Consider the following 18,532-nt stretch of genomic DNA (forward strand, 5'->3'; position numbering starts at 1 on the left):
GAGTAAATCGCCATTCATTTAGTATATGTCTTATTTTGACGCAACAACCTATGTTGGTTTATAGCAACGAATGGCGAGGTTTAGCTGGCAAGTTTAAGGACGATAACGCCGGCGACTATCAGGGCTACCCCTGCGTAACGGGCTATGGAGGATGGATCTCCGAAGTAAAGTACACCAACCAGAAAGGTGCCGGCCGCACCTATGCCTGTCCATACAGCATAAGCTGTGCCTATGGGTATTTCGCGTTGGGCTAACCAGAGCATCACGCCGCTAAAAAGCATGAAAATAATAGCAATGCCAATGCCAAGCCAGCGAGTCTCCGGCTCCTGCGATACTTTTAAGCCAACAGGCCAGCCTATTTCAAGCAGTCCGGCTATTATTAGGTATATCCAGGCCATGTTCATGGCTCCTCTTTTGTGTCGCGAGTTTCGGCTGTGATAATAGCAGGCACAAAAAAACCGCTCAAATGAGCGGCTTTTTATATGGAATTGGTGGAGCTGGCGGGAGTTTTATTAAGACTATAAGTTTTTGTTTTTAAACTACACTAATTAAAATAAAATCACACAGGAATACAACCAGGAATACATCAAACCTTACATAGTAACCTTCCCCCCTTAGACAGTGCCCATGCCCAACTTAACATCTTAAAACCTGTTTATCGCCGTATCCGACTCAAATTAAAATCGCTTATCTTAAATTTCCCCTATGTATCTCTGTTATTCTTTTTTAATTACTAGACTCCCTATAGCCATTGCTTCGGATAATCATGCCCGGAAATTAATCGGTGATATATGACTCCGAAAACAACAATCAGAACGGCTCCAGCTGTGACTGGCATAAATAAAAAATCCCATTGCTCGCCGGCTAGCATAACAACAAGCGGGTTAGCTCCTGCGGGTGGATGAGTAGTATCGGTCAGCAGCATCAAACCTACCGCCAAACCTACTGCTAACCCCATAGACCAAGGGCTAACACTTACGACAGAAGCGACAGACAAACCAATTGCCGTAGTTAATACATGCCCCATGATGATGTTTCGGGGCTGTGCCAGAGGGCTTTCCGGTAAGCCAAACAGAATGACCATGGTGGCCCCGAAAGGTGCCATTAACCATGCAAAAGACTCGACAGTTGTGCCCAGGCCGCTTAAGGCGGTAATACACAACATCGCTCCCAAGCCCGCTATCAATGGAACAGAAAATCGAGAAGTAGTAAGACGTTTATACATAAGTAAAACCCCAAGTAGACAGATTGGTCTACTTAGAATAGACAGATTTGTCTACTTGTGTCAAGATAAGGGGATGTGATGAAACAAGGTGTAGACATGGACAAGCATGAATTGCTGATTCGTACGGCCTTTAAACTGTTTTATACTAAGGGCATCCACGCGGTGGGAGTGAATCTCGTGTTAGCGGAATCTGGTGTGGCCAAGAAAACGCTTTATCATCATTTTCCCAGCAAGGAGCACCTGGTCGAAGCAACCATCCGATATCGCGACAGCTGTTACCGGGACTGGCTTATATCGAGATTAGAGCATGTGCCTGCGGGCAAGAACGCTTTATTCGAACTTTTTAATGCCCTGGATGATTGGTTTCATAACCGTGTACCAGATATCGATAACTTCCATGGCTGCTTCTTCGTCAATGCCAGCGCTGAGTTTGGGGACCAGAAAAGCGCCATTCACAGAGCTTGTGCTGAGCATAAGGCCTGCGTTACGGCATTAATTCGCAAGCATGTAAATCTGCTGTCTCTTTCGGAAAAGAAAGCTGATGAAATCACACAATTAATTGTTCTATTAAAGGAAGGCGCTATCTCTCTGGCATACGTTCAGGGCAACCTTAATGCCGCTAAGGAAGCCCAGACAATAATAGAAGGTGCCCTGGGAGATTAAATAGTTATACCTAGATCAGAGTTGGCAACCTTACCCTTCGTCAATGACCCCGGAGTTGAAATACTAAGTTCCGATGCAAGACATTCTGCCCGGTCTTTTGCATTGGCTACCGACATACGGTGTCTGTCGTCACCAAACTCTTGGTATTCAGAGGCTATTTCATACATTGTGTCCACGCCTAAATATTTGCTCAGTGTTCGTAGGTGTGGTGTCAGGTGGCCAGAGTCTTCTCTTACTCCCCCCTTTTCAAAACCAAACTCACCGCTGGAAGTCACTGTTATCAATGTCTTACCTGAAAGTATAGGCTGCAAAGGAAAATCCCCTCGTGAAAGATCAAAATCAAAGGTTTTGTTTATCCGCACAATTTGATCAAACCAAGCTTTTAGCTGAGCCGGCATTCCGTAGTTATACATGGGTGATGAAATCACGATAACGTCGGCTGCTGACACTTCATCTATCAGTTTATCTGATAACGTCAGTCTCTCTTTCTGCTCTAAAGTCCTTTTCTCATAGGGGGTAAACACCGCACCAACCCAATCCTGAGTAATAAAATCCGGCGGGTTCACTCCAACATCACGATAAATATACTCATCTTTAGGCCGATTCTTCCTCCATTTCTCAATAAATCGTAGAGCTATATTCTTCGATATAGAATTGTGGTCTGGATTCGTGTTACTTACAGCTCTAACACTCGAATCTATGTGTAATAACCTGCTCATATTCATTACCTTAGTTGCTGAATAGCAGGAGCTATTTTCTGAGTCTGAGCAGAATAATACAAACGAGAAAAATACATTTATAGATGAGTTAAACTCATCTATATTGAACGCTTTTTTTCCGGCTAGGGGATGACAATGCAGGTATCACTACAAGCACTTAAGGCCTTCGAGGCGGCCGCACGTCGGGGGAGTTTCAAGCTGGCTGCGGAAGAGCTTTCGCTGACGCCAACAGCCATTTCGCACCACATTAGCAACCTGGAAGGCCGGTTAAATGCAAACTTGTTTCACCGGCAAGGAAGGCGAATAGCGTTAACCCGGGCTGGTGAAAGGTTAGCTGAAGCGACCTCCGCCGGATTCCGGGAAATTGAAAACTCTCTGGAAGAGCTGGTGGCCTCTGGCAGCAAGGTTAGAGTAACAACAACGTCATCACTAGCAGCTATGGTGCTTATCCCTTCCCAGAACGAATTTGAGAAAATCAATCCTGGTATTTGTGTCGAAATATCTACCGGTGAGTCGGTCGACAATCAGTCCTACATTATTCCAATTCGTTTTGGTGATTCTACAGTTATTGAGCCTTCGGATGTCATTAGGTCCGAATCCTTCAACGTTTTCGGTGCTTCTGAAGTGAAGCCCCCTTCCTGGTCAAATAAGCCCGTTACCCTTTTTACCACTGAATGGAAAAATAAAGCGTTACCAGATGCGCCATTAGAGGCCTGGTTAGCGATGAATGGACTGGAAGGGTCAAATATTAAACTCAAAAAATTTGATCAAGAGCTGTTCGGGATCCAGCAGGCTATGGCAGAAAATGGACTTGTATTCTGCTCTACGACACTTACAAAACGGTTGTTAGAAGCTAATCTTCTCCAGCAATTTGGAACTCAACCGGTAGAATCTGATTTGTGCTATTACGTGCCAAATAAAAGAAGCTTCGAAACCAGAAGTGCAACCCAGTTTCTAGATTGGGTTGAGGGACTTTTAAGACCGTAACTCATGTTAACGCTAAAATGAGCAGACACATGGCAAATGTCTGCTCAGATATAATATCTTTTCAGATTAAAACAGCACTTAAATTAACTTCTACTAAGTGATATTACGTCACCAAAATGATGAACAACCTGTGAGAAAAAGAAGCTTTGTTGCTCTTGGTTGAATGCTGCAACAGCATCTTTGGCAACATAAGTATCATAGCCTTTGTCATGAGCTTCTCTTAACGTTGATTCAACGCAAACATGAGTTGCAAACCCACAGAGTATCATCGTCGATATACGATTATTCCTCAGATAAGCATCAAGATTCGAGCCAGCAAAAGCACTGGCTCCAACTCGTTCCCTGATAACATGCTCCCTTGGCAAAGGTCTAAAATCTGGGTGGATATCTGCCATCTGCTGTTTCCAACTGCCAACAGCAGGAATAGCTGCACGCAATCCCAAGTGAGCTTCGCCAAATATTTGGTAATTTTCATCTGGTCTCATTAAAACATGAACGACATGCATTCCCTCTTTTCTGGCTCTTGCCAACCATTGTTTTCCCCCTCTATGCGCAGCGCTTAACTGGCTTTTATCGGTAACCAGCTTCTGGTGTAAGATACCCTGCTCACTTAACCATTCATTTTGGAACTCGATAAGCACCAACGCAGTTTTTTCATTTGTAGTTTTCATAGCCCAAATTACACCTCATACATTTTATCGACACGCACCGGACTAGCTAACGCTTCTTCGTAAAAACTAAAAACATCTTTTGTGTAGTCTTTTGCATAATGTGAATCTAACGCTGCAGTATTAGTAAAACGTTCAATCAGGAAGATATTCTGAGAGTCTTTATCGCAATAGACTTCGAAACGAAGGCAGCCCGGTTCTTCTCGCGTATCAGGCACTATTGCTTGAATCCTCTCAAGGCAGTTGTCGAATTGGTCTGTTTTTGGTGAGATTTTTGCAACAATGTTTAACATGTCAAAACTCCTTAGTCAGTATCTTCGAAGTAAGCACTTCTACGGGCTTCATTAAAAGAAAGGTGGTAACAAATGCAGCAGGCCAAGCTAAGAGAAAAGCCGTAAGCCAGTCATGAATAAAACTATGAGTAAACCCGAGGTTTACCCAGGTAATCCAAAACGACATTAAGAACGACATCAAAAGAGTTAGGAGACCTACCCGGGTTACTTGATATTTCATAGCAGCCTTTCCAATCAACAGTGTGATGTCACTATAGAGTTATTGTATGCTTTAACGAATACTTATATTTGAAACCTTAGTTTGCAAAAATGATGATGCTAAATGAGCTTTATACATTTATTGAAGTTGTCCGCGCAGGCAGTATTAACGCTGTCGCGCGTTCAATGAATACAAGCCCCGCAAGAATATCTCGACAACTGACAGCTCTGGAAGATTATTTTGAGCAGCCTCTATTACAGCGAACGCCGCGAGGAATAATCGTAACCAATTACGGAAAAGTTGTGTTCGATGAAGCGGCATTGCCAGTTGACCAGGCGCTCTCAGCGCTTCGCAAGAAACACGAACTCTCACAACGATTTCAGCTAATAGCCCCTAATAATTTGTTGTACAGCGCTTTGTTTTCGGCGATCAAAGAGATTATTTCCAAGCTCGATAACATCACTCTGGACATACACGCAAACAATAAGAACCAGTTGCTCAGCCAGACCAATTTTGACCTAGCTCTTCGAGTCGGAGAGCAAAAGGACTCGTCTTATTATCAAAGGCGCTTAGGTACTATTGCCACCGCTCTGGTAGCTAAAAAGGATACTCAACCCAACGACATTCTTTTCTTACCGTTTGGAGAACATCAAATCGGTTCAATTGAGCCTTCTCTCAGCGCTTCCTTTAAAAAGGTTTCGCATATTGACGATATTTCAATAGTAAGAAGACTGGTTGAAGCCGGTTTAGGGGTTGGTATGTTGCCAATGACAGAAATCTGTCAACTTAGTAACCATTCACTCTATAAGTACATCGAGACAGATGCCATCATGCCCAAACGACCACTTTATGTACTGTGGCACGGAAGCAGGAAGCCTACAAAGAACGGCAAGCTGGTTATTGACATAATTCATTCAGTTACAGGTGACCGGCCTGAATTTTGCGGAGAACGTTTACTCTTATAAATTTGTGGTTAAGACAAAAAAGGCGCTACTGGAAACCGGCAATGGCGCAGTTCGAGATTATGTATCAAGATCGGATTTAACAGTGCAATCAGCCATTTACACAAAATCTTTTACAGTCTCCGAACCGTCGACGATACCGACTAAAAGTTCATGTAAACGCTCCGACCAAATAGTACTAAAACATTGCTATTCGAACTTCTCAGTATCGTCATTCTTTGTCGAGGAACTGTTTTCGGCTGCAATCCGCTTATGCCCTTCCTCCAACGCCTTTAGTTGTCTATGATGTTTAAGATATTCATCCACAGATATACCAAAGCTAGCATCGAGCAACATATCGAGAGCCTCTTCAAGCCTCTCTATACGTCTACGGTTTTCCGCCTTTGTTAACTTACTCTCGTATGCCTTCTTTAGTTTCTCGTTTTGCTCCAAGAGCTTCTTATACTGTTCTCGCACGCGCTTTTTCACTTTAGGCTCAAAGCTCTCGCTCAAATTAAGTAATTCAATCAGGGCGTCCTTATTAGTAGCTTCGTAATCAAGGCCATGCTTGAAGTCTTCGAACCTGTCTTTGTCTCGTCGACTCACTGAAATAGGTATGACGACTTTTCTGTCCCTTTCCGCCTTATTTTCCTCTTTAACTCTATCTCTAATCGCTCTGCTTCCTCTCTTCCAATAAGAATTTAAGTCTAAACTTCTTTCGGGGATGCTTAATAAAGCAGCAACTTTTTCAGATGTAAGCAATTGGTCACTTTTTACTGAGCCATGTAAATCGACATGCGATCGGGTCGGATATTTGTCGAGAAAGAGCTCGAGCCATCGATAAAAAAGGACACGATTTTTAGCACTTACAAAGCTGAATTCTTCGGCAACGTGCTGGTCGATTAAATCGAACTTTTCATCGTCGCGATCAAAATTTAGATCTATTTCCTCTGCCGCAACTCGCTCGAGTGATTTCGGTTTTCGACTCATGTATCTCTCCCGATTTCTTCTATTAGCCATCCAACGACGACTCAAAAAAACATATGTGACTATATAGGTCGACAAAACAACATTAAAATGACATTTGACGTAATACGGTTTAAGGTATACCCAATAGCAACAACATTAAATGTCGTTTATGAATCATCACAAGTCAGTAACCGTATTAACGGACGAGTATCCCATATCTCTAAAGACAAAACACCTACTTATAAATTTAATCGAGTGGACCAACAAAAATAACCACCGCCGCTTTGTTTTGACGACGGAAAAGCGCGAAGAAAACCTGCAGTTACAGAGTAGCGACATTGGCGTATATGTAAAAAATAACTACCATGCGGAATTAACTGAGTTAGTGACGAAAGAGTACCTAGTCACGTCAAACTTATCGAAAGGAGATGGTAGAGTTAGTTTTTCTGTTACCGACTTTGAAACCGACGCATCCAATCACAAACCGCCATTTTCGGAGATGGCGATAAAACTGATAACCTCTAATCGAGGCGACACAGCCGACCTTCTGAATGTCAGCCAAGATAAGCTCGATGATACAGAGAACTTTAAAGTCGTAAGCAAAGGACAAGCACAGAAAAGTAATGCGATTGGTGCGGTTCGGTTCATGCGTCCGCAACAAATAACTTTTGGAACCCTTCTTTGCCGAGCCAATGAAGATGGAATAATCAAGACTGAGCATGGTGAACTCGCTTCATTGTTAGGTATTACAACCAAGACACTGAGAAGCCATCTTTCACAATTTCAGAAGCTAGGCCTACTATCGGAGCAAGTCGGAGGGTTTGTTGGAAGCAGCTTAATAGACAAAGCGAAATCGACCTTGATTTTAAAACCTGACATCGTGGTTAAAAACTATGAGCTAAACGGCCTGTATACTAAAACCATCCTGTTCGACAACCCTGTAAGGCCAACCATATCATTACTGCTTGATCTCGCAGCACTTAGTAGCAGTAGCCACATACTGGCCGCTCTTAAAGGCCTACCCAAACAACAAGGAATTAAGCACTCTATACCGGAGGAGTTAACGAATAATGGTTTTTCCATGCTCCGCAAGCTGTTTAAGACCGAGCCTCCCATTGGGGACCGACCCTACAAACATTTCTGTTTCTTAATTGAGGAAGTCGTCATAAGTGAATTAAGACGTTCTGGCTTTCCCCATTCAGACTCGGCAGAACCAAAAGATAACGCCTCTAATGCGACATTAGATGATCAACACGCTTTGTTCTTCGATGCTATCTCCAAAATGATAACTGGCCCACTAACTAAAAGCATGGAATATCACCAGGCCAATAAAATAAGTGAGGCGGTCAGCTATTTTATGGCTAATGCAGCAATTGACCTATTCAATAAAATCCAAAGTGCAGTTCGAAATAGCCAACAATTTTCAGGCACGCCTAGTGACGAACTAAGACAAAAAAAATTCATGCTATACCCGGCGAGTAAGAACTTCTTTTCTTCATCTCAAAATTTGTTGGTTGTCGATTGAGTACCCCTTGCCGTTGCAATTAAAGCTATTGATATTTAATCAGAATCACAATATACGCGGAACGCGCATGGCCTCACACGCTATACCGGGAAAAATTACTCTGCGGGATGTATGTAATAATTAATATACATATAGAGTAACTGTATAGGCCACTAGAGCAGCATCAAAGCTGCTCATTAAGCAATACCAATAAAGTTTTACATGGCTGACTACTTGTATGACACATAACCAATCATACAAGGAGTCGTCATGAACAGAAGAACCCCTGATAATACAAACCTTAGGTTGACCTACGAGAGTTTCTACAACGGTTTAAGGGTCTACAACTACAAAGGCCCTTTAGCTATCAATTACCTTCAATCAATTGAGCAAGTTCTAGCAAAAGCGATGGATGATCACGCAAGGGTCCTTGTAGTACGCTTTGACTTAAGGTTCCCGGTAACTGCTGAGTATGCATCTGAATCAAACTCCATTACTCGGTTTTTCGAAGCATTAAAATACCAATTTGCAACAGACAGCAAACGACGTTTAAGTAGCTATAACCGTGTCCATCCTTGTACCATTCGATATGTTTGGTGCCTAGAGCAAGAAGGTTCTGAGAAGCCGCATTACCACGTTGCCTTGGTTCTCAACGAAAGTTACTTTGGAAGACTCGGTAAGTACAGCGGTAGCGAAACTAGTTTGGCTTGTTTTATCAAGAGAGCCTGGGCAAGTGCGTTAAAGCTAAATATTTCCGAATTGGCTGGCGGTGTGCACTTCGTAAATAACGCCAGCTACCACTTGCTGCGAAATGAGGGACGAGCTTCAGTGTCTTACCAGGATGCGTTTTATCGCCTCAGTTATTTTGCAAAACTTAAGAGCAAACATTACGGAGATAGCAGAAAATCATTCAATTGCAGTAGAAACTAACAGGGGCATTACTGCCCCTTAAATTTCCAGCTCAACAAAGTCCCTATCAACGTCCTCCTGAGTAATACCAATGTAACGCAAGGTAACCGCCTCATTACTGTGCCTAAGCATCTTCATAACCCGTGCAAGGTCATTGGTGTTTTTGTAGAGGTGGTAACCTCGCGTTTTACGCATTGAGTGCGTTCCCAGGTCTAACCCTACCTCTTCACCGATCATTGAGATTGCACGATTCACATACCGGCTGCTCAATGGCCTGGGTGACTGGTTAATCGACCAGCGATTACGATAGGACTGAAACAAGTAAGTATGGTCAGGGTGCTCCGAGCGTATCCGTTCAATGATCGTTCTAGCTTTATCGTTGAGCTTGATACTTGCTACCTTACCGGTTTTACTCTCCCTGAGAACTAGTCTATCCCCTTGGATATCGCTGAACCGAATTGACAGTAAGTCAGAAATGCGTAAAGCTAAGTTTAAGCCAACGTTCCAGATATCAGCTATCTGCTGACCGTAGGTTTTTAGAAGAAGATGGCCGATAAGCTTCACCTGGTCCAAATCCTTCACTGCTTGTACTTCAGCCATGATTAAGTTTCCTTATTTTTCTATGCTTTTAAAATTACGACATTCCGTTTTAAAGCCCTCGTTATACAAGGGCTGTAGTGTCGTTAATAGACTAGAAACGGAACAGCTTTTTAAGGTCCCGTTCTAGACGAAAAGCTTTGGTTAAATAATCGTACACCAGCCTCTTCCAAAGCCGCTCTAACGCTCTCAACAACGTCAGGCTCTATCGACAGGCCATTGGCATAGACACCTTTGTCGAACGTTAAAACAGCTCCGTACGCTTTCGCTTTGGACGCTGCCCGCTTTATGCCGTCACTATCAACCGCAGAGTCATCACTGATGTGGTGACGGATTTGGTAGGACGTGATGACATAGCCCCGCTCATCGAGCAGGATCAGGCCCAGTGGGCTTGCTGACATAGCGTTAGGAAAGTCTGACTCTGACCGTAAGCATCCAGTGTTTTGCTGGCGCTCTCGCAATTGCGGTAAAAGTGCCAGTGCTGTTATTGCTGCCTTAATTCCCAGCACTACCCACTTTCTAGATGCCGGTGTCTTAAATATTGCCGCCATAAAGCTTTACTCCAGTATTTGGTTACACAAGTGAACTAGCGCTAAAGAAGACCGCGCTCAGAGAATGACACGCACTCTTTGCCGACAACGATGTGGTCTTTCACGTCAACGTCGATAATAGCCAGGGCCTTTTTCAGGCGCTCCGTCAAACGGATATCCGCATTGGAAGGCTCCGGCTCTCCTGAGGGGTGGTTATGTGACAGGACGAGTGAAGACGCCTTGGTTTCCAGTGCGGCTCGAACCACTTCCCGTGGGTACACACTGGCCGCATTGATGGTGCCGTAGAACAGCTCGCGGTACTCGATGAAGTGTCCCGTTTCATCCAGGAAGATGATGCTGAATACCTCACGCTCGTAGTGCGCCAGCTTATACGTCAGGAAGTCCTTAATGACGTTCGGGTTGTAAGGCTCTTGGCCTCGTAAGTGACGCTCTTCCAGGATCTGACTGGCGCGATGAAAAACGTCTCGCTCAGCTTCATTGTTGGCTGATGAGTAACAGCCTTTATCAAGTGTGTGCATTGTTAACCTCCTAATTTGGTAAATGCACAGCAGTGATATAGGTCTGAAATCTGATGGGCTCTTAACTATCGCAATAAAACATTACGGCTCCGACCGATGCTTTGAAAGCAAGCACGATCAATCAACACAACAGAAACTTGGAGTCATCATGTATAACCCTTTTACCTTTGACGCAAAGCATATCGAACTCATCCACAATCACTTTCACGACGACCCTTACTACATTAAAAGGGATGCGTTGGAGTCTGCAGTAAAACAAGCGTCCAACGAAATTTGGAATAACCCGACATATGGAGCTTTTGAAGCGGCTGGCGTTTACGCGTACCAGCTCATTCGCTCAAACGCTTTTGGTAGACAAAGCGGTGATACGGCTTTGGTCTGCGCCCTGCTTTTCCTTAGGCTCTACGGTCACGGTTTTGTCTGTACACAGCAGTATCTTTACAATTTCATCGAGCGACACGCAGACCCTGAAACGATGGCTATCTGCCTCTCCGGTGCTTATGCCGGAGCTGAAAGCTATGTTGAATCTCTCCATCTTCAACGACCTCATGTGCCTATGGACATTGCTGAGATAGCTCTCGATGAAGACATGACTGTGTCGCTTACTGCCACTATAAAAATGGCTTATGACGTGAACGGAGACTACGGGGCTTGCCAAAAAATAAAGAAGCCGTGGTTAGGTGGTCGTAGACGTTGGATTAGATTGGCCGATTTATAAAACTCAGGATGCAAACCGGCTGTACCCTAGCAGTACAGCCGCCCAATCATAATAGTCCCCGCTCAGCAAGCGAGACGACCTCATCAGTTACCAACATACAGTCCAGTAGGGATACGTCAATCAGGTTCAGGGCCGACTTAAGTGCTGATAACTCATGCTCTTTGTCAGAGTGACTCAGCTCTTTCGAAGGTGAAAAATAACTGACAATAACCGCTGCAGCGTTAACCTTAAGTACCTCACGGTACACTCTAGATGCAGCCAGCTCTTTACCCTCTTCAAACTCAACGTTATCTATGAGTCGGTGTTGACTATCGAGTAGCAGTAAACCTGCAACTTCTTTTGAGCACTGCTGATAGCTTCCCTGGACGAACTCTTTAACCATTGCCGGCTCTGTAAAACCCTCTCCCTGTAAAAATCGGGACTGGATTAGGAGATACGCTTTGTCCAACAACTCTCGCTCTGATCTTGACTCAGCGCTCTTATCATTTTTTATTTGCTTGTGCATATCGATTCCTTAAGTATTAATGTATCAATGCACAGCGGTAATATAGGTTTCAAATGTAACCGAATAGGGGCTTTGCAAGCTTAAAAGTTCAGCTGCTCCTGTATTGATTTTTAGAAGACCGCCCCAACCTCTTAGTTGAACCTACTTATAATTCAACAATAAAGAGGAAGAATAATGAGCGATAATAATTTTGGTGACAACGGGCATGATTCGAAATTCGATACTTGTGTGGAACACTACCTTCGTGAGCTTGGCTGCCACTCAAGCTGGGCTGATGCTCCAGAAAACCTTCTTGAGCAAGCAACTCAGCTAGCTGAAAAGGAGCTAGGTAGAGAACGTCGTGGTTAAACCCTGAATAAAGCTCAGCGCTCTGAGGATCACATTACTGATCCCTGAGCGCTTCAAATTGAATTCCCTTCTCAAGCCAAGTATTAATAAGCTTATCGCAAACAGTCATACTCTAAAGCCAAGCCTTGCAAAGTCAGATCTAAAAAATTAGCTTAATGTAGGCCTCGCTTAACGACACTATTTGCACAGGAATAAGTAAAATGAAAAACCAGTACTTTGGTGACATTAACGATTACAGAAAGTACGGTTTGCTCAGGTGCATTAGTAAAGCAACAAACTTAACTATCTCTGTTGCGTGGATGCTCACACCCGATGACAAATCTACTGACGGTCAACTTCTAAGCTATTTAAACGCTCCAGCGAAATGGAGGCCCAGCGATCCTGAATTATTTGATCAATTAAGCTACGTTCTTGGGAATGAGAGGAAGCGGCATGTAGGGTTGGCTCAAAAGTATAACTTTATACCAACTACCAAGTATTTCGATAAAGTCATTCCTGACGATGCAACCCAACGAAAGGCCTGGTTTAAAAAGTTACTCGCGTTCACAGAACAGTCTGATCTCGTATTTCTCGACCCCGACAACGGTCTCGAAGTGAAAACCAAACCATATGGCAAAGCAAAATCGTCGAAATATTTATACTGGCATGAGCTAGACGCGCTGTGGAATGCCGGCAAATCAATATTGTTCTATCAACACTTCGCTAGAGAGAAACGTTCTACTTTCATACAACGGATGCTTTCGACACTTCAAGAGAGAACTCAAGGAAGCATGGTTTGCGCGTTTTCGACTGCAAATGTTGTTTTCCTCTTAGCACTGCAGCCACATCATCAAAAATATTACCAAGCCATCCAACAAGGCGTTGAACAGCATTGGGGAAGTCAGATTAGGCTATGGGAGCTTAATGTTTACTCCATTGAGGTACCGGAGGTAGCAACCGAGAGAAAGCAGTCGGAAACCAATAAAGGCCTTTCAGATAAACTCATTAACAAGTTCCGAGATAAAGTAAACGAATACGGCTTCGTTTACCTCTATTACAGCAGTAAAAACGGGAAAAACTACTGGAACCCAATATGCTCGTGTATGGACTGGATTAGCGTTGCTATCCGATCCATTACCAATGCAGATCCACTTTCACGAGATATTGATGTGCGGTCCATGCAACTATACTCGCTCATTTCATCTATTGACCTCGTTTCAGAAGCCATCATGAGCCTCAATTCTATTCTTAACGAGAGTGCCGCACGAATAAGCCCTTTCAAGGGCGACTGCTCTATTTTCCGAGGGCAAGAAGGGATGGACGATGATAAGTACTTTAAACATATTCGCTCATGCTTTGGAGCACACCCAGTCAATATAAATTTAAATGGTGGCAAGAAACGATATTTCGCATCTTGGCCCCACCAACCTAGCATGGACAACGCAGACTTAAAGGTAATTCTTTACAGCAACGAAGTCGGTCAACCTGATAGTTCCCTCCTACTAAAGACAAGCGAACTCATGAAATACTTAGAGAAGCGATACAATGTTTTAGATGAACTGATAGAACGAGTTGAATTCCAAAGGAGGACTTTCGAAAGCGAACTCTCTAAGCAGCCAATACAGAGAGATAAAACTCCTCTCGCTCAACTGGAAATTTTAGAGCGTGAATCTGCTCGTCGCATGAATAACGATTACCTTAACCAACACATCAGAGAGCTTAAGTATCTATTTTCTGTATCACTGGCTGACACAGAACATAGCGAGTTTGAGCGTAGTTTTAAGCAAGAGCTGAAACCACTTATTTCAGAAATTTACGATGTGCTTCAAAACTGTCAGTTTGATTTTCAACTATCATACGACTTCCTTTTAGAGCTGGACTGCCTATACAGCCGATATAGCTACGAAATGCCGAAATTATCGTCATGTCTATATTCAAGCCAGGCAGATCCATTAATCGATTACTATTTCGAGCGACTAAATAAATCTGATAAATGGGGCTTTAATTTACGTAAGCTCGACGAGCCTGCACTCAACATTTTGAAGCTTCATTTACTTAATAAAGCGCTTAAAAACGATGAGTTTAACAAATAAACTATTCGCGGGTATGAAGCTAAAAAAAATTTCTAGCCAGGGCTCGTCTATGACCCTGAGCTAACCGCACTAAGGAAACAAAAGCACTCCCAGTGTGCGGCGTAAAGTTAGGCTAATAATTAACTACTGTAGAGCCACTATCAGTTACCACTTCAATCTCAGTCAGCGAGCAGTCATCGTAGATTTTAAGCTCAATAGATTCACCGTACTTCAGATCGGTTGGTAGGTATGGCTTTCTTGAGTAAGGCGTTTTATCACTGTAGTCGCAGTTCCCGCGATTAACCAACATATCTTCCACCGTTACCTGCTCTTCAATTGATGTAATCTCAATTACGAAGTACGTGCCACCTGTATGCCGGTTGGTATGCTCCCAAGCCTCAATACTTACTTGAGGATCCGGATCGCTACACGCAGCTAAAAGTCCAGCAAACAATGCAATAGATAATGCCCTTTTCATGACTAGCTCCTTTCAGTCATTGGAATAAACGTTAGCCCAGATTTCCACATGCCTAATTAGTGCAGGGTTATTTATGATCAGACGGACAAAATGAAGGGCGAATGCGTGCTTAAAGACAATGAACTAATTAATGCTCGAGCTTAAGGCTAGCCGTAAACCAGTCTCAAATAATTTCTTACAGGGTCAACCAATCCCATGAGACAAACTCAGATAGGAGAAAACTCATGAGATTCATTCGCTTAGAAGAAGTCATTAACAAAGTTGGCCTTAGTCGCTCATCCATTTACCGCCGTATAGAAAACGACGGATTCCCCAAACCAGTATTACTTGGCGGCCGAGCTAGTGGCTGGCTAGAAAGTGAAGTCGACGAATGGCTAATGCAATGCCTCAGAAAATCACGTGGTGAGGACACTCACTCAATCACAAACCGTTATTAACAAGCGAATTTCAAAAACGAAATTTAAGAATGGATAGAGCAACGTATTGCTGAACGCGATAACGAACTTGAGTAGACAAAAAATAAAGAGGGCTCCTAGAGCCCTCAGTCGTCCTTTTTCTTGTAGGTAACGGTTAAGGTACCAGTTACTCGGTTCTTAGCAATTTCATAGTCCGGGTCCCACGTTGCTACATTATGTGCGCCCATAAACGCCGCAGAAGCGACACCCCAAATTGCCGTCGGACCAAAGAAAGAACCTGCCATTAATGTCTTACGCCCCTTCGAGAAAACTCGGCACTTCATATCAAGTGTCTCAATATGCTTTTCCAGCGTATTGATAACCTCTTTGAAATGTTTGCGCGGCACCTTCTCGATGACAAAAGACTCGTGGTCACGTAATAACTTTTTCAACTTAACATCGGGTAACTCACGTACCCCATAAACCCGAACATCCATTTAATTAATCCTCGCTGAATAAACACAAATAGGCTCAGACTAGAGGGTTACACACGCCGCAGTAATTGATGGTAATTTGTGACGAACACTAACGAATAATGGAGTAAACGGTAGATATTGGTGGTGAATATGGAGAGTTAATCGTCTGATTGGAGACCTAGCTTCATCATTAACAGCGATCGGAATTGGGGGCCAATGGGAACCTGCTGCCCATCTGACATAACACACTCGGTATAACGCCCTAACTCGCTCTGTATGTACTTCAAGTGTTTTAAATTCACAGCGTAGCTTCGGTGAATTTGGACGAAATATTCAGGCATTTTCCCAAGCATAGACTGCAATGTTGCCCGGTGGAGCAAACGTCCATCCCCAAAGAACAGCTCGACATAATTTCCAGCAGCACGCAATAAAATAACGCTTGGATTCTCAATGATCGTGATTTTGCCAGGCTCTGTTTTAATAGCTAACAATCCATGCTCATTAATCATGACCAGAGCCCTGCAAACAACAGTTTTCCATACATAAGCATCTGTGCATAGCTTTTCTCCTTAATTCTTGGCAATGCACAGCCGTGATATAGGTTTGAAGTTTTGCCGAGTGAAATAGCCGTTAGCGTTCAGAATTTGGTATGTCAAAAAATACTGGATATCCATATCACCCTGTTAATTAGTCCAGTTATGTTGCCCGTATTTTGTCAAACCAAAATTAGAATAGGCTCAAAAGCCGCGAAGGCATCATTTTGCGTGATGAAAGGTCAAATCAAGGTGTCAGGCTGCTGAGTTTTAACTACGCAATTCAAAGTTGGTTCGCGCTTTTAAAGGCAATTGGTCTTATCGCGCCTTTCGATGGCTCGTTCTAGTTTTAACTTCGTGCGTACCACCGTTACATTCGACATTTTGCTCCTTGTTGACAGTTGATAGGTTGCAGGGTTAACTGCCAATAGTTTTTACTCATTTTGATGTAGACAATGAAAACGAGCGAGTACAGGCGCGGGTAGCACATAATTTTCAACGCACTTCGGAGGCACTTGCTGGAGGATGTTCTCGGCTGGGTTGCTGTACTTATCGTTGGTATTGTTTTGTTGTTCGTAGACTGGCCAATTCTCGACCCTATATTGTCGATTGGCTTTACTCTATTTATTTTAGTGAATGTGCTGCGCAACCTGTGGGCAACGCTGAAACTCTTCATACAAGCAACTCCGGACAAAAAAACCTACAGACAAGTCGCTGACACTTTACTGGAGCTACCTCATGTTGCTGACCTACACCATCTGCATTTTTGGTCACTAGATGGCGAGGAGCATGTATTAACCGTTCATTTGGTGTTAACTGAAAATCTTGATATCGAGGCCCGTAGCGACTTAAAACAGCACATCGATAACGTCCTTGCGCCCTATGCTTTAAGCCATACAACGGTAGAACTAGAAGATCCTGATGAAGCGTGTAGGGACAACTGATAATGAGTGCATTATTTTTATTGAAAACGCTCGGGTTATTTATTGCAACCGCAATTGCCGAAATTGTCGGTTGCTATTTACCCTACCTATGGCTCAAAGAGGGCCATTCCGTTTGGTTGCTCATTCCGGCAGCAATAAGCTTAGCTTTATTTGCTTACTTATTAACACTTCATCCAGCGGAAAGCGGGCGGGTCTACGCAGCTTATGGTGGTATTTACGTGTTAACTGCCATAGTCTGGCTGCGAATTGTCGATAAATCGCCACTATCCAATTTCGACCTGATTGGCACGACGTTTGTGCTAACCGGTATGGGGATTCTTGTGTATGGCTGGCGTTAGCTATAAAGCAATTCAGTTAAAGAACTCCACTCAAAAGTTTTACACAGACTAGCGCACCTTATGTTTGTCCGTCGTAGCGTCCTCAACCCCATCATTAAGCGACGCCATCAGTGGACAATAGACATCTCCGTGTCCGGCGCTGCATTTTTGCACCAACTCATTCAGCGCTTGTTCAATTTGCTGTAAGTGCGATATCTTTCGACGAACACTGGTGAGCTTTTGCTCTCCAAGCTCCCGTGCTTCATCGCAATGAGCGCCATCTTGCAGAGTTAATAGCTCACCAATTTCATCCAGACTAAATCCAAGCCATTGAGACGCGCGAATAAAATGAAGCCGAGCAAGCGCTTGTTCGTCGTAATGTCGAATTCCCCCATACGGCTTCTCCGGCTCGCTCATTAGCCCTCGGCGCTGATAATAGCGCACCGTTTCCACGCCCACGCCGGCTGTTTTGGCCAGCGTGCCAATTGTCATTACGTTGCGTTTTTTTAACATAGCTATTGCTTCCGTAGTGAGGTACGGGTCTAAGATTAACACATTAAAGCAAAATGCCCGAAAGAGTTACTATTATGTCAAATTCAAAATCTGGTCGGGGCTCTCTTCTCGCGGGAGGGATCGCAGCGACTCTGGCATCTGCGTGTTGTCTGGGTCCCCTCATATTACTTGCACTCGGTGTATCCGGGGCCTGGATTGGGAGCCTCACAGCACTTGAGCCTTATCGACCCATTTTTATTGCCATTGCATTGATTGCCATATTCTTTGCCTGGCGTCGAATATACCGGCGTGCTGATGACTGCAACCCTGATGACACCTGCGCAACGCCAAATGCTCGTAAGAGCTACAAAGTGATGTTTTGGCTCGTTGCGGTACTTACTTTAACAGCACTGGCTTACCCCTATGTTGTTCCTTTCTTTTACTAGGAGGCAATACACGATGAAAAAAACAATGATAACAACCATTTTATTTTTACTGTTTAGCATGCCCGCATTGGCGGTTGAGAAAACGG

General features: G+C 43.7%; 27 protein-coding genes. 12 read left to right on the forward strand and 15 right to left on the reverse strand.

Annotation, left to right across the window (positions count from 1 at the left end; translation table 11 throughout):
* Window positions 1–80: 80 nt before the first annotated feature.
* Together DET62_RS05890 and DET62_RS05895 are read right to left on the reverse strand one after the other, a co-directional pair.
* Window positions 81–398, reverse strand: a complete 318-nt coding sequence (locus tag DET62_RS05890) for a multidrug efflux SMR transporter (RefSeq protein WP_110013371.1) — start codon at window positions 396–398, stop codon at window positions 81–83.
* Between the two features lie 344 nt (window positions 399–742).
* Entirely contained in the window at window positions 743–1,225 is a 483-nt protein-coding gene (locus DET62_RS05895; RefSeq protein WP_166635823.1) for an HPP family protein, read from the reverse strand.
* A gap of 78 nt (window positions 1,226–1,303) precedes the next feature.
* Here DET62_RS05895 and DET62_RS05900 point away from each other — a divergent pair, with 78 nt between their 5' ends.
* Window positions 1,304–1,888 carry a TetR/AcrR family transcriptional regulator gene (locus tag DET62_RS05900; protein WP_208107580.1) on the forward strand — a complete coding sequence of 195 codons (585 nt, stop codon included), beginning with the start codon at window positions 1,304–1,306 and terminating at the stop codon, window positions 1,886–1,888.
* Here the strand turns inward: DET62_RS05900 and DET62_RS05905 are convergent.
* A complete protein-coding gene (locus DET62_RS05905; protein WP_110013341.1) occupies window positions 1,885–2,607 on the reverse strand; it encodes an NAD(P)H-dependent oxidoreductase in 723 nt (240 codons plus the stop codon). The genes DET62_RS05900 and DET62_RS05905 overlap by 4 nt on opposite strands.
* 135 nt (window positions 2,608–2,742) lie before the next feature.
* Between DET62_RS05905 and DET62_RS05910 the strand changes: the two genes are divergently transcribed.
* On the forward strand, window positions 2,743–3,594 hold the full coding sequence (locus tag DET62_RS05910) for a LysR family transcriptional regulator (protein WP_110013342.1): 852 nt from the start codon (window positions 2,743–2,745) through the stop codon (window positions 3,592–3,594).
* A gap of 83 nt (window positions 3,595–3,677) precedes the next feature.
* Here the strand turns inward: DET62_RS05910 and DET62_RS05915 are convergent, their stop codons facing one another.
* From DET62_RS05915 to DET62_RS05925, 3 genes are read right to left on the reverse strand one after another with little or no spacing between them, the layout of a single operon-like run.
* On the reverse strand, window positions 3,678–4,265 hold the full coding sequence (locus tag DET62_RS05915) for a cysteine hydrolase (protein WP_110013343.1): 588 nt from the start codon (window positions 4,263–4,265) through the stop codon (window positions 3,678–3,680).
* A gap of 8 nt (window positions 4,266–4,273) precedes the next feature.
* Window positions 4,274–4,555 (reverse strand): putative quinol monooxygenase, encoded by a 282-nt coding sequence (locus DET62_RS05920; protein ID WP_110013344.1) that lies wholly within the window; start codon window positions 4,553–4,555, stop codon window positions 4,274–4,276.
* 1 nt (window position 4,556) lies between these two features.
* Window positions 4,557–4,775, reverse strand: a complete 219-nt coding sequence (locus DET62_RS05925) for a DUF2798 domain-containing protein (RefSeq protein ID WP_110013345.1) — start codon at window positions 4,773–4,775, stop codon at window positions 4,557–4,559.
* Window positions 4,776–5,056: 281 nt separating this feature from the next.
* Between DET62_RS05925 and DET62_RS05930 the strand changes: the two genes are divergently transcribed.
* Window positions 5,057–5,719 (forward strand): LysR substrate-binding domain-containing protein, encoded by a 663-nt coding sequence (locus tag DET62_RS05930; RefSeq protein WP_243734842.1) that lies wholly within the window; start codon window positions 5,057–5,059, stop codon window positions 5,717–5,719.
* A 186-nt stretch (window positions 5,720–5,905) separates the two neighbouring features.
* Here DET62_RS05930 and DET62_RS05935 read toward each other — a convergent pair whose 3' ends face one another.
* On the reverse strand, window positions 5,906–6,685 hold the full coding sequence (locus tag DET62_RS05935) for a hypothetical protein (protein ID WP_110013347.1): 780 nt from the start codon (window positions 6,683–6,685) through the stop codon (window positions 5,906–5,908).
* 148 nt (window positions 6,686–6,833) lie between these two features.
* Between DET62_RS05935 and DET62_RS05940 the strand changes: the two genes are divergently transcribed.
* A complete protein-coding gene (locus tag DET62_RS05940) occupies window positions 6,834–8,189 on the forward strand; it encodes a hypothetical protein (protein ID WP_166635851.1) in 1,356 nt (451 codons plus the stop codon).
* A gap of 249 nt (window positions 8,190–8,438) precedes the next feature.
* Window positions 8,439–9,098 carry an inovirus Gp2 family protein gene (locus DET62_RS05945; protein ID WP_110013349.1) on the forward strand — a complete coding sequence of 220 codons (660 nt, stop codon included), beginning with the start codon at window positions 8,439–8,441 and terminating at the stop codon, window positions 9,096–9,098.
* A gap of 18 nt (window positions 9,099–9,116) precedes the next feature.
* On the opposite strand, the gene DET62_RS05950 is transcribed toward DET62_RS05945, so the two are convergent.
* The 3 genes from DET62_RS05950 to radC all read right to left on the reverse strand — a co-directional run bounded on the left by DET62_RS05950 (window position 9,117) and on the right by radC (window position 10,743).
* Window positions 9,117–9,677: a tyrosine-type recombinase/integrase gene (locus DET62_RS05950; protein WP_110013350.1), complete on the reverse strand. Its 561-nt coding sequence runs from the start codon at window positions 9,675–9,677 to the stop codon at window positions 9,117–9,119.
* A gap of 110 nt (window positions 9,678–9,787) precedes the next feature.
* Window positions 9,788–10,225 (reverse strand): hypothetical protein, encoded by a 438-nt coding sequence (locus DET62_RS05955; protein WP_110013351.1) that lies wholly within the window; start codon window positions 10,223–10,225, stop codon window positions 9,788–9,790.
* Window positions 10,226–10,266: 41 nt separating this feature from the next.
* The gene (gene radC / locus DET62_RS05960) at window positions 10,267–10,743 is read right to left on the reverse strand and encodes a DNA repair protein RadC (RefSeq protein WP_110013352.1); all 477 of its coding nucleotides are present in this window, start codon (window positions 10,741–10,743) and stop codon (window positions 10,267–10,269) included.
* Between the two features lie 148 nt (window positions 10,744–10,891).
* On the opposite strand from radC, the gene DET62_RS05965 reads away from it, so the two are divergent.
* The gene (locus DET62_RS05965; RefSeq protein WP_110013374.1) at window positions 10,892–11,461 is read left to right on the forward strand and encodes a death-on-curing protein; all 570 of its coding nucleotides are present in this window, start codon (window positions 10,892–10,894) and stop codon (window positions 11,459–11,461) included.
* A 46-nt stretch (window positions 11,462–11,507) separates the two neighbouring features.
* Here the strand turns inward: DET62_RS05965 and DET62_RS05970 are convergent, their stop codons facing one another.
* Window positions 11,508–11,966, reverse strand: coding sequence for a JAB domain-containing protein (locus tag DET62_RS05970; protein ID WP_110013353.1), 459 nt, complete (start codon window positions 11,964–11,966; stop codon window positions 11,508–11,510).
* Window positions 11,967–12,140: 174 nt separating this feature from the next.
* On the opposite strand from DET62_RS05970, the gene DET62_RS14450 reads away from it, so the two are divergent.
* Both DET62_RS14450 and DET62_RS05975 read left to right on the forward strand, forming a co-directional pair.
* On the forward strand, window positions 12,141–12,314 hold the full coding sequence (locus DET62_RS14450; protein ID WP_166635822.1) for a hypothetical protein: 174 nt from the start codon (window positions 12,141–12,143) through the stop codon (window positions 12,312–12,314).
* A 200-nt stretch (window positions 12,315–12,514) separates the two neighbouring features.
* The gene (locus tag DET62_RS05975; protein WP_110013354.1) at window positions 12,515–14,386 is read left to right on the forward strand and encodes a hypothetical protein; all 1,872 of its coding nucleotides are present in this window, start codon (window positions 12,515–12,517) and stop codon (window positions 14,384–14,386) included.
* A gap of 112 nt (window positions 14,387–14,498) precedes the next feature.
* Here DET62_RS05975 and DET62_RS05980 read toward each other — a convergent pair whose 3' ends face one another.
* The gene (locus tag DET62_RS05980; RefSeq protein ID WP_110013355.1) at window positions 14,499–14,843 is read right to left on the reverse strand and encodes a hypothetical protein; all 345 of its coding nucleotides are present in this window, start codon (window positions 14,841–14,843) and stop codon (window positions 14,499–14,501) included.
* Window positions 14,844–15,067: 224 nt separating this feature from the next.
* On the opposite strand from DET62_RS05980, the gene DET62_RS05985 reads away from it, so the two are divergent.
* Window positions 15,068–15,280 carry an AlpA family transcriptional regulator gene (locus DET62_RS05985; protein WP_110013356.1) on the forward strand — a complete coding sequence of 71 codons (213 nt, stop codon included), beginning with the start codon at window positions 15,068–15,070 and terminating at the stop codon, window positions 15,278–15,280.
* Between the two features lie 104 nt (window positions 15,281–15,384).
* Here DET62_RS05985 and DET62_RS05990 read toward each other — a convergent pair whose 3' ends face one another.
* A complete protein-coding gene (locus DET62_RS05990) occupies window positions 15,385–15,735 on the reverse strand; it encodes a hypothetical protein (protein WP_110013357.1) in 351 nt (116 codons plus the stop codon).
* 137 nt (window positions 15,736–15,872) lie between these two features.
* The gene (locus tag DET62_RS05995; RefSeq protein WP_110013358.1) at window positions 15,873–16,223 is read right to left on the reverse strand and encodes a LytTR family DNA-binding domain-containing protein; all 351 of its coding nucleotides are present in this window, start codon (window positions 16,221–16,223) and stop codon (window positions 15,873–15,875) included.
* Between the two features lie 512 nt (window positions 16,224–16,735).
* Between DET62_RS05995 and DET62_RS06000 the strand changes: the two genes are divergently transcribed.
* Window positions 16,736–17,191, forward strand: coding sequence for a cation transporter (locus DET62_RS06000; protein WP_279513161.1), 456 nt, complete (start codon window positions 16,736–16,738; stop codon window positions 17,189–17,191).
* Window positions 17,192–17,193: 2 nt separating this feature from the next.
* Entirely contained in the window at window positions 17,194–17,529 is a 336-nt protein-coding gene (locus tag DET62_RS06005) for a YnfA family protein (protein WP_006956209.1), read from the forward strand.
* A 48-nt stretch (window positions 17,530–17,577) separates the two neighbouring features.
* On the opposite strand, the gene merR is transcribed toward DET62_RS06005, so the two are convergent.
* On the reverse strand, window positions 17,578–18,021 hold the full coding sequence (gene merR / locus DET62_RS06010; RefSeq protein WP_006956210.1) for an Hg(II)-responsive transcriptional regulator: 444 nt from the start codon (window positions 18,019–18,021) through the stop codon (window positions 17,578–17,580).
* A 74-nt stretch (window positions 18,022–18,095) separates the two neighbouring features.
* Here merR and merT point away from each other — a divergent pair, with 74 nt between their 5' ends.
* A complete protein-coding gene (gene merT, locus DET62_RS06015) occupies window positions 18,096–18,446 on the forward strand; it encodes a mercuric ion transporter MerT (protein ID WP_105307079.1) in 351 nt (116 codons plus the stop codon).
* Window positions 18,447–18,532: the final 86 nt, after the last annotated feature.

Source organism: Idiomarina sp. H2 (assembly GCF_004364275.1).
In the GTDB taxonomy this organism is placed as follows: domain Bacteria; phylum Pseudomonadota; class Gammaproteobacteria; order Enterobacterales; family Alteromonadaceae; genus Idiomarina; species Idiomarina loihiensis.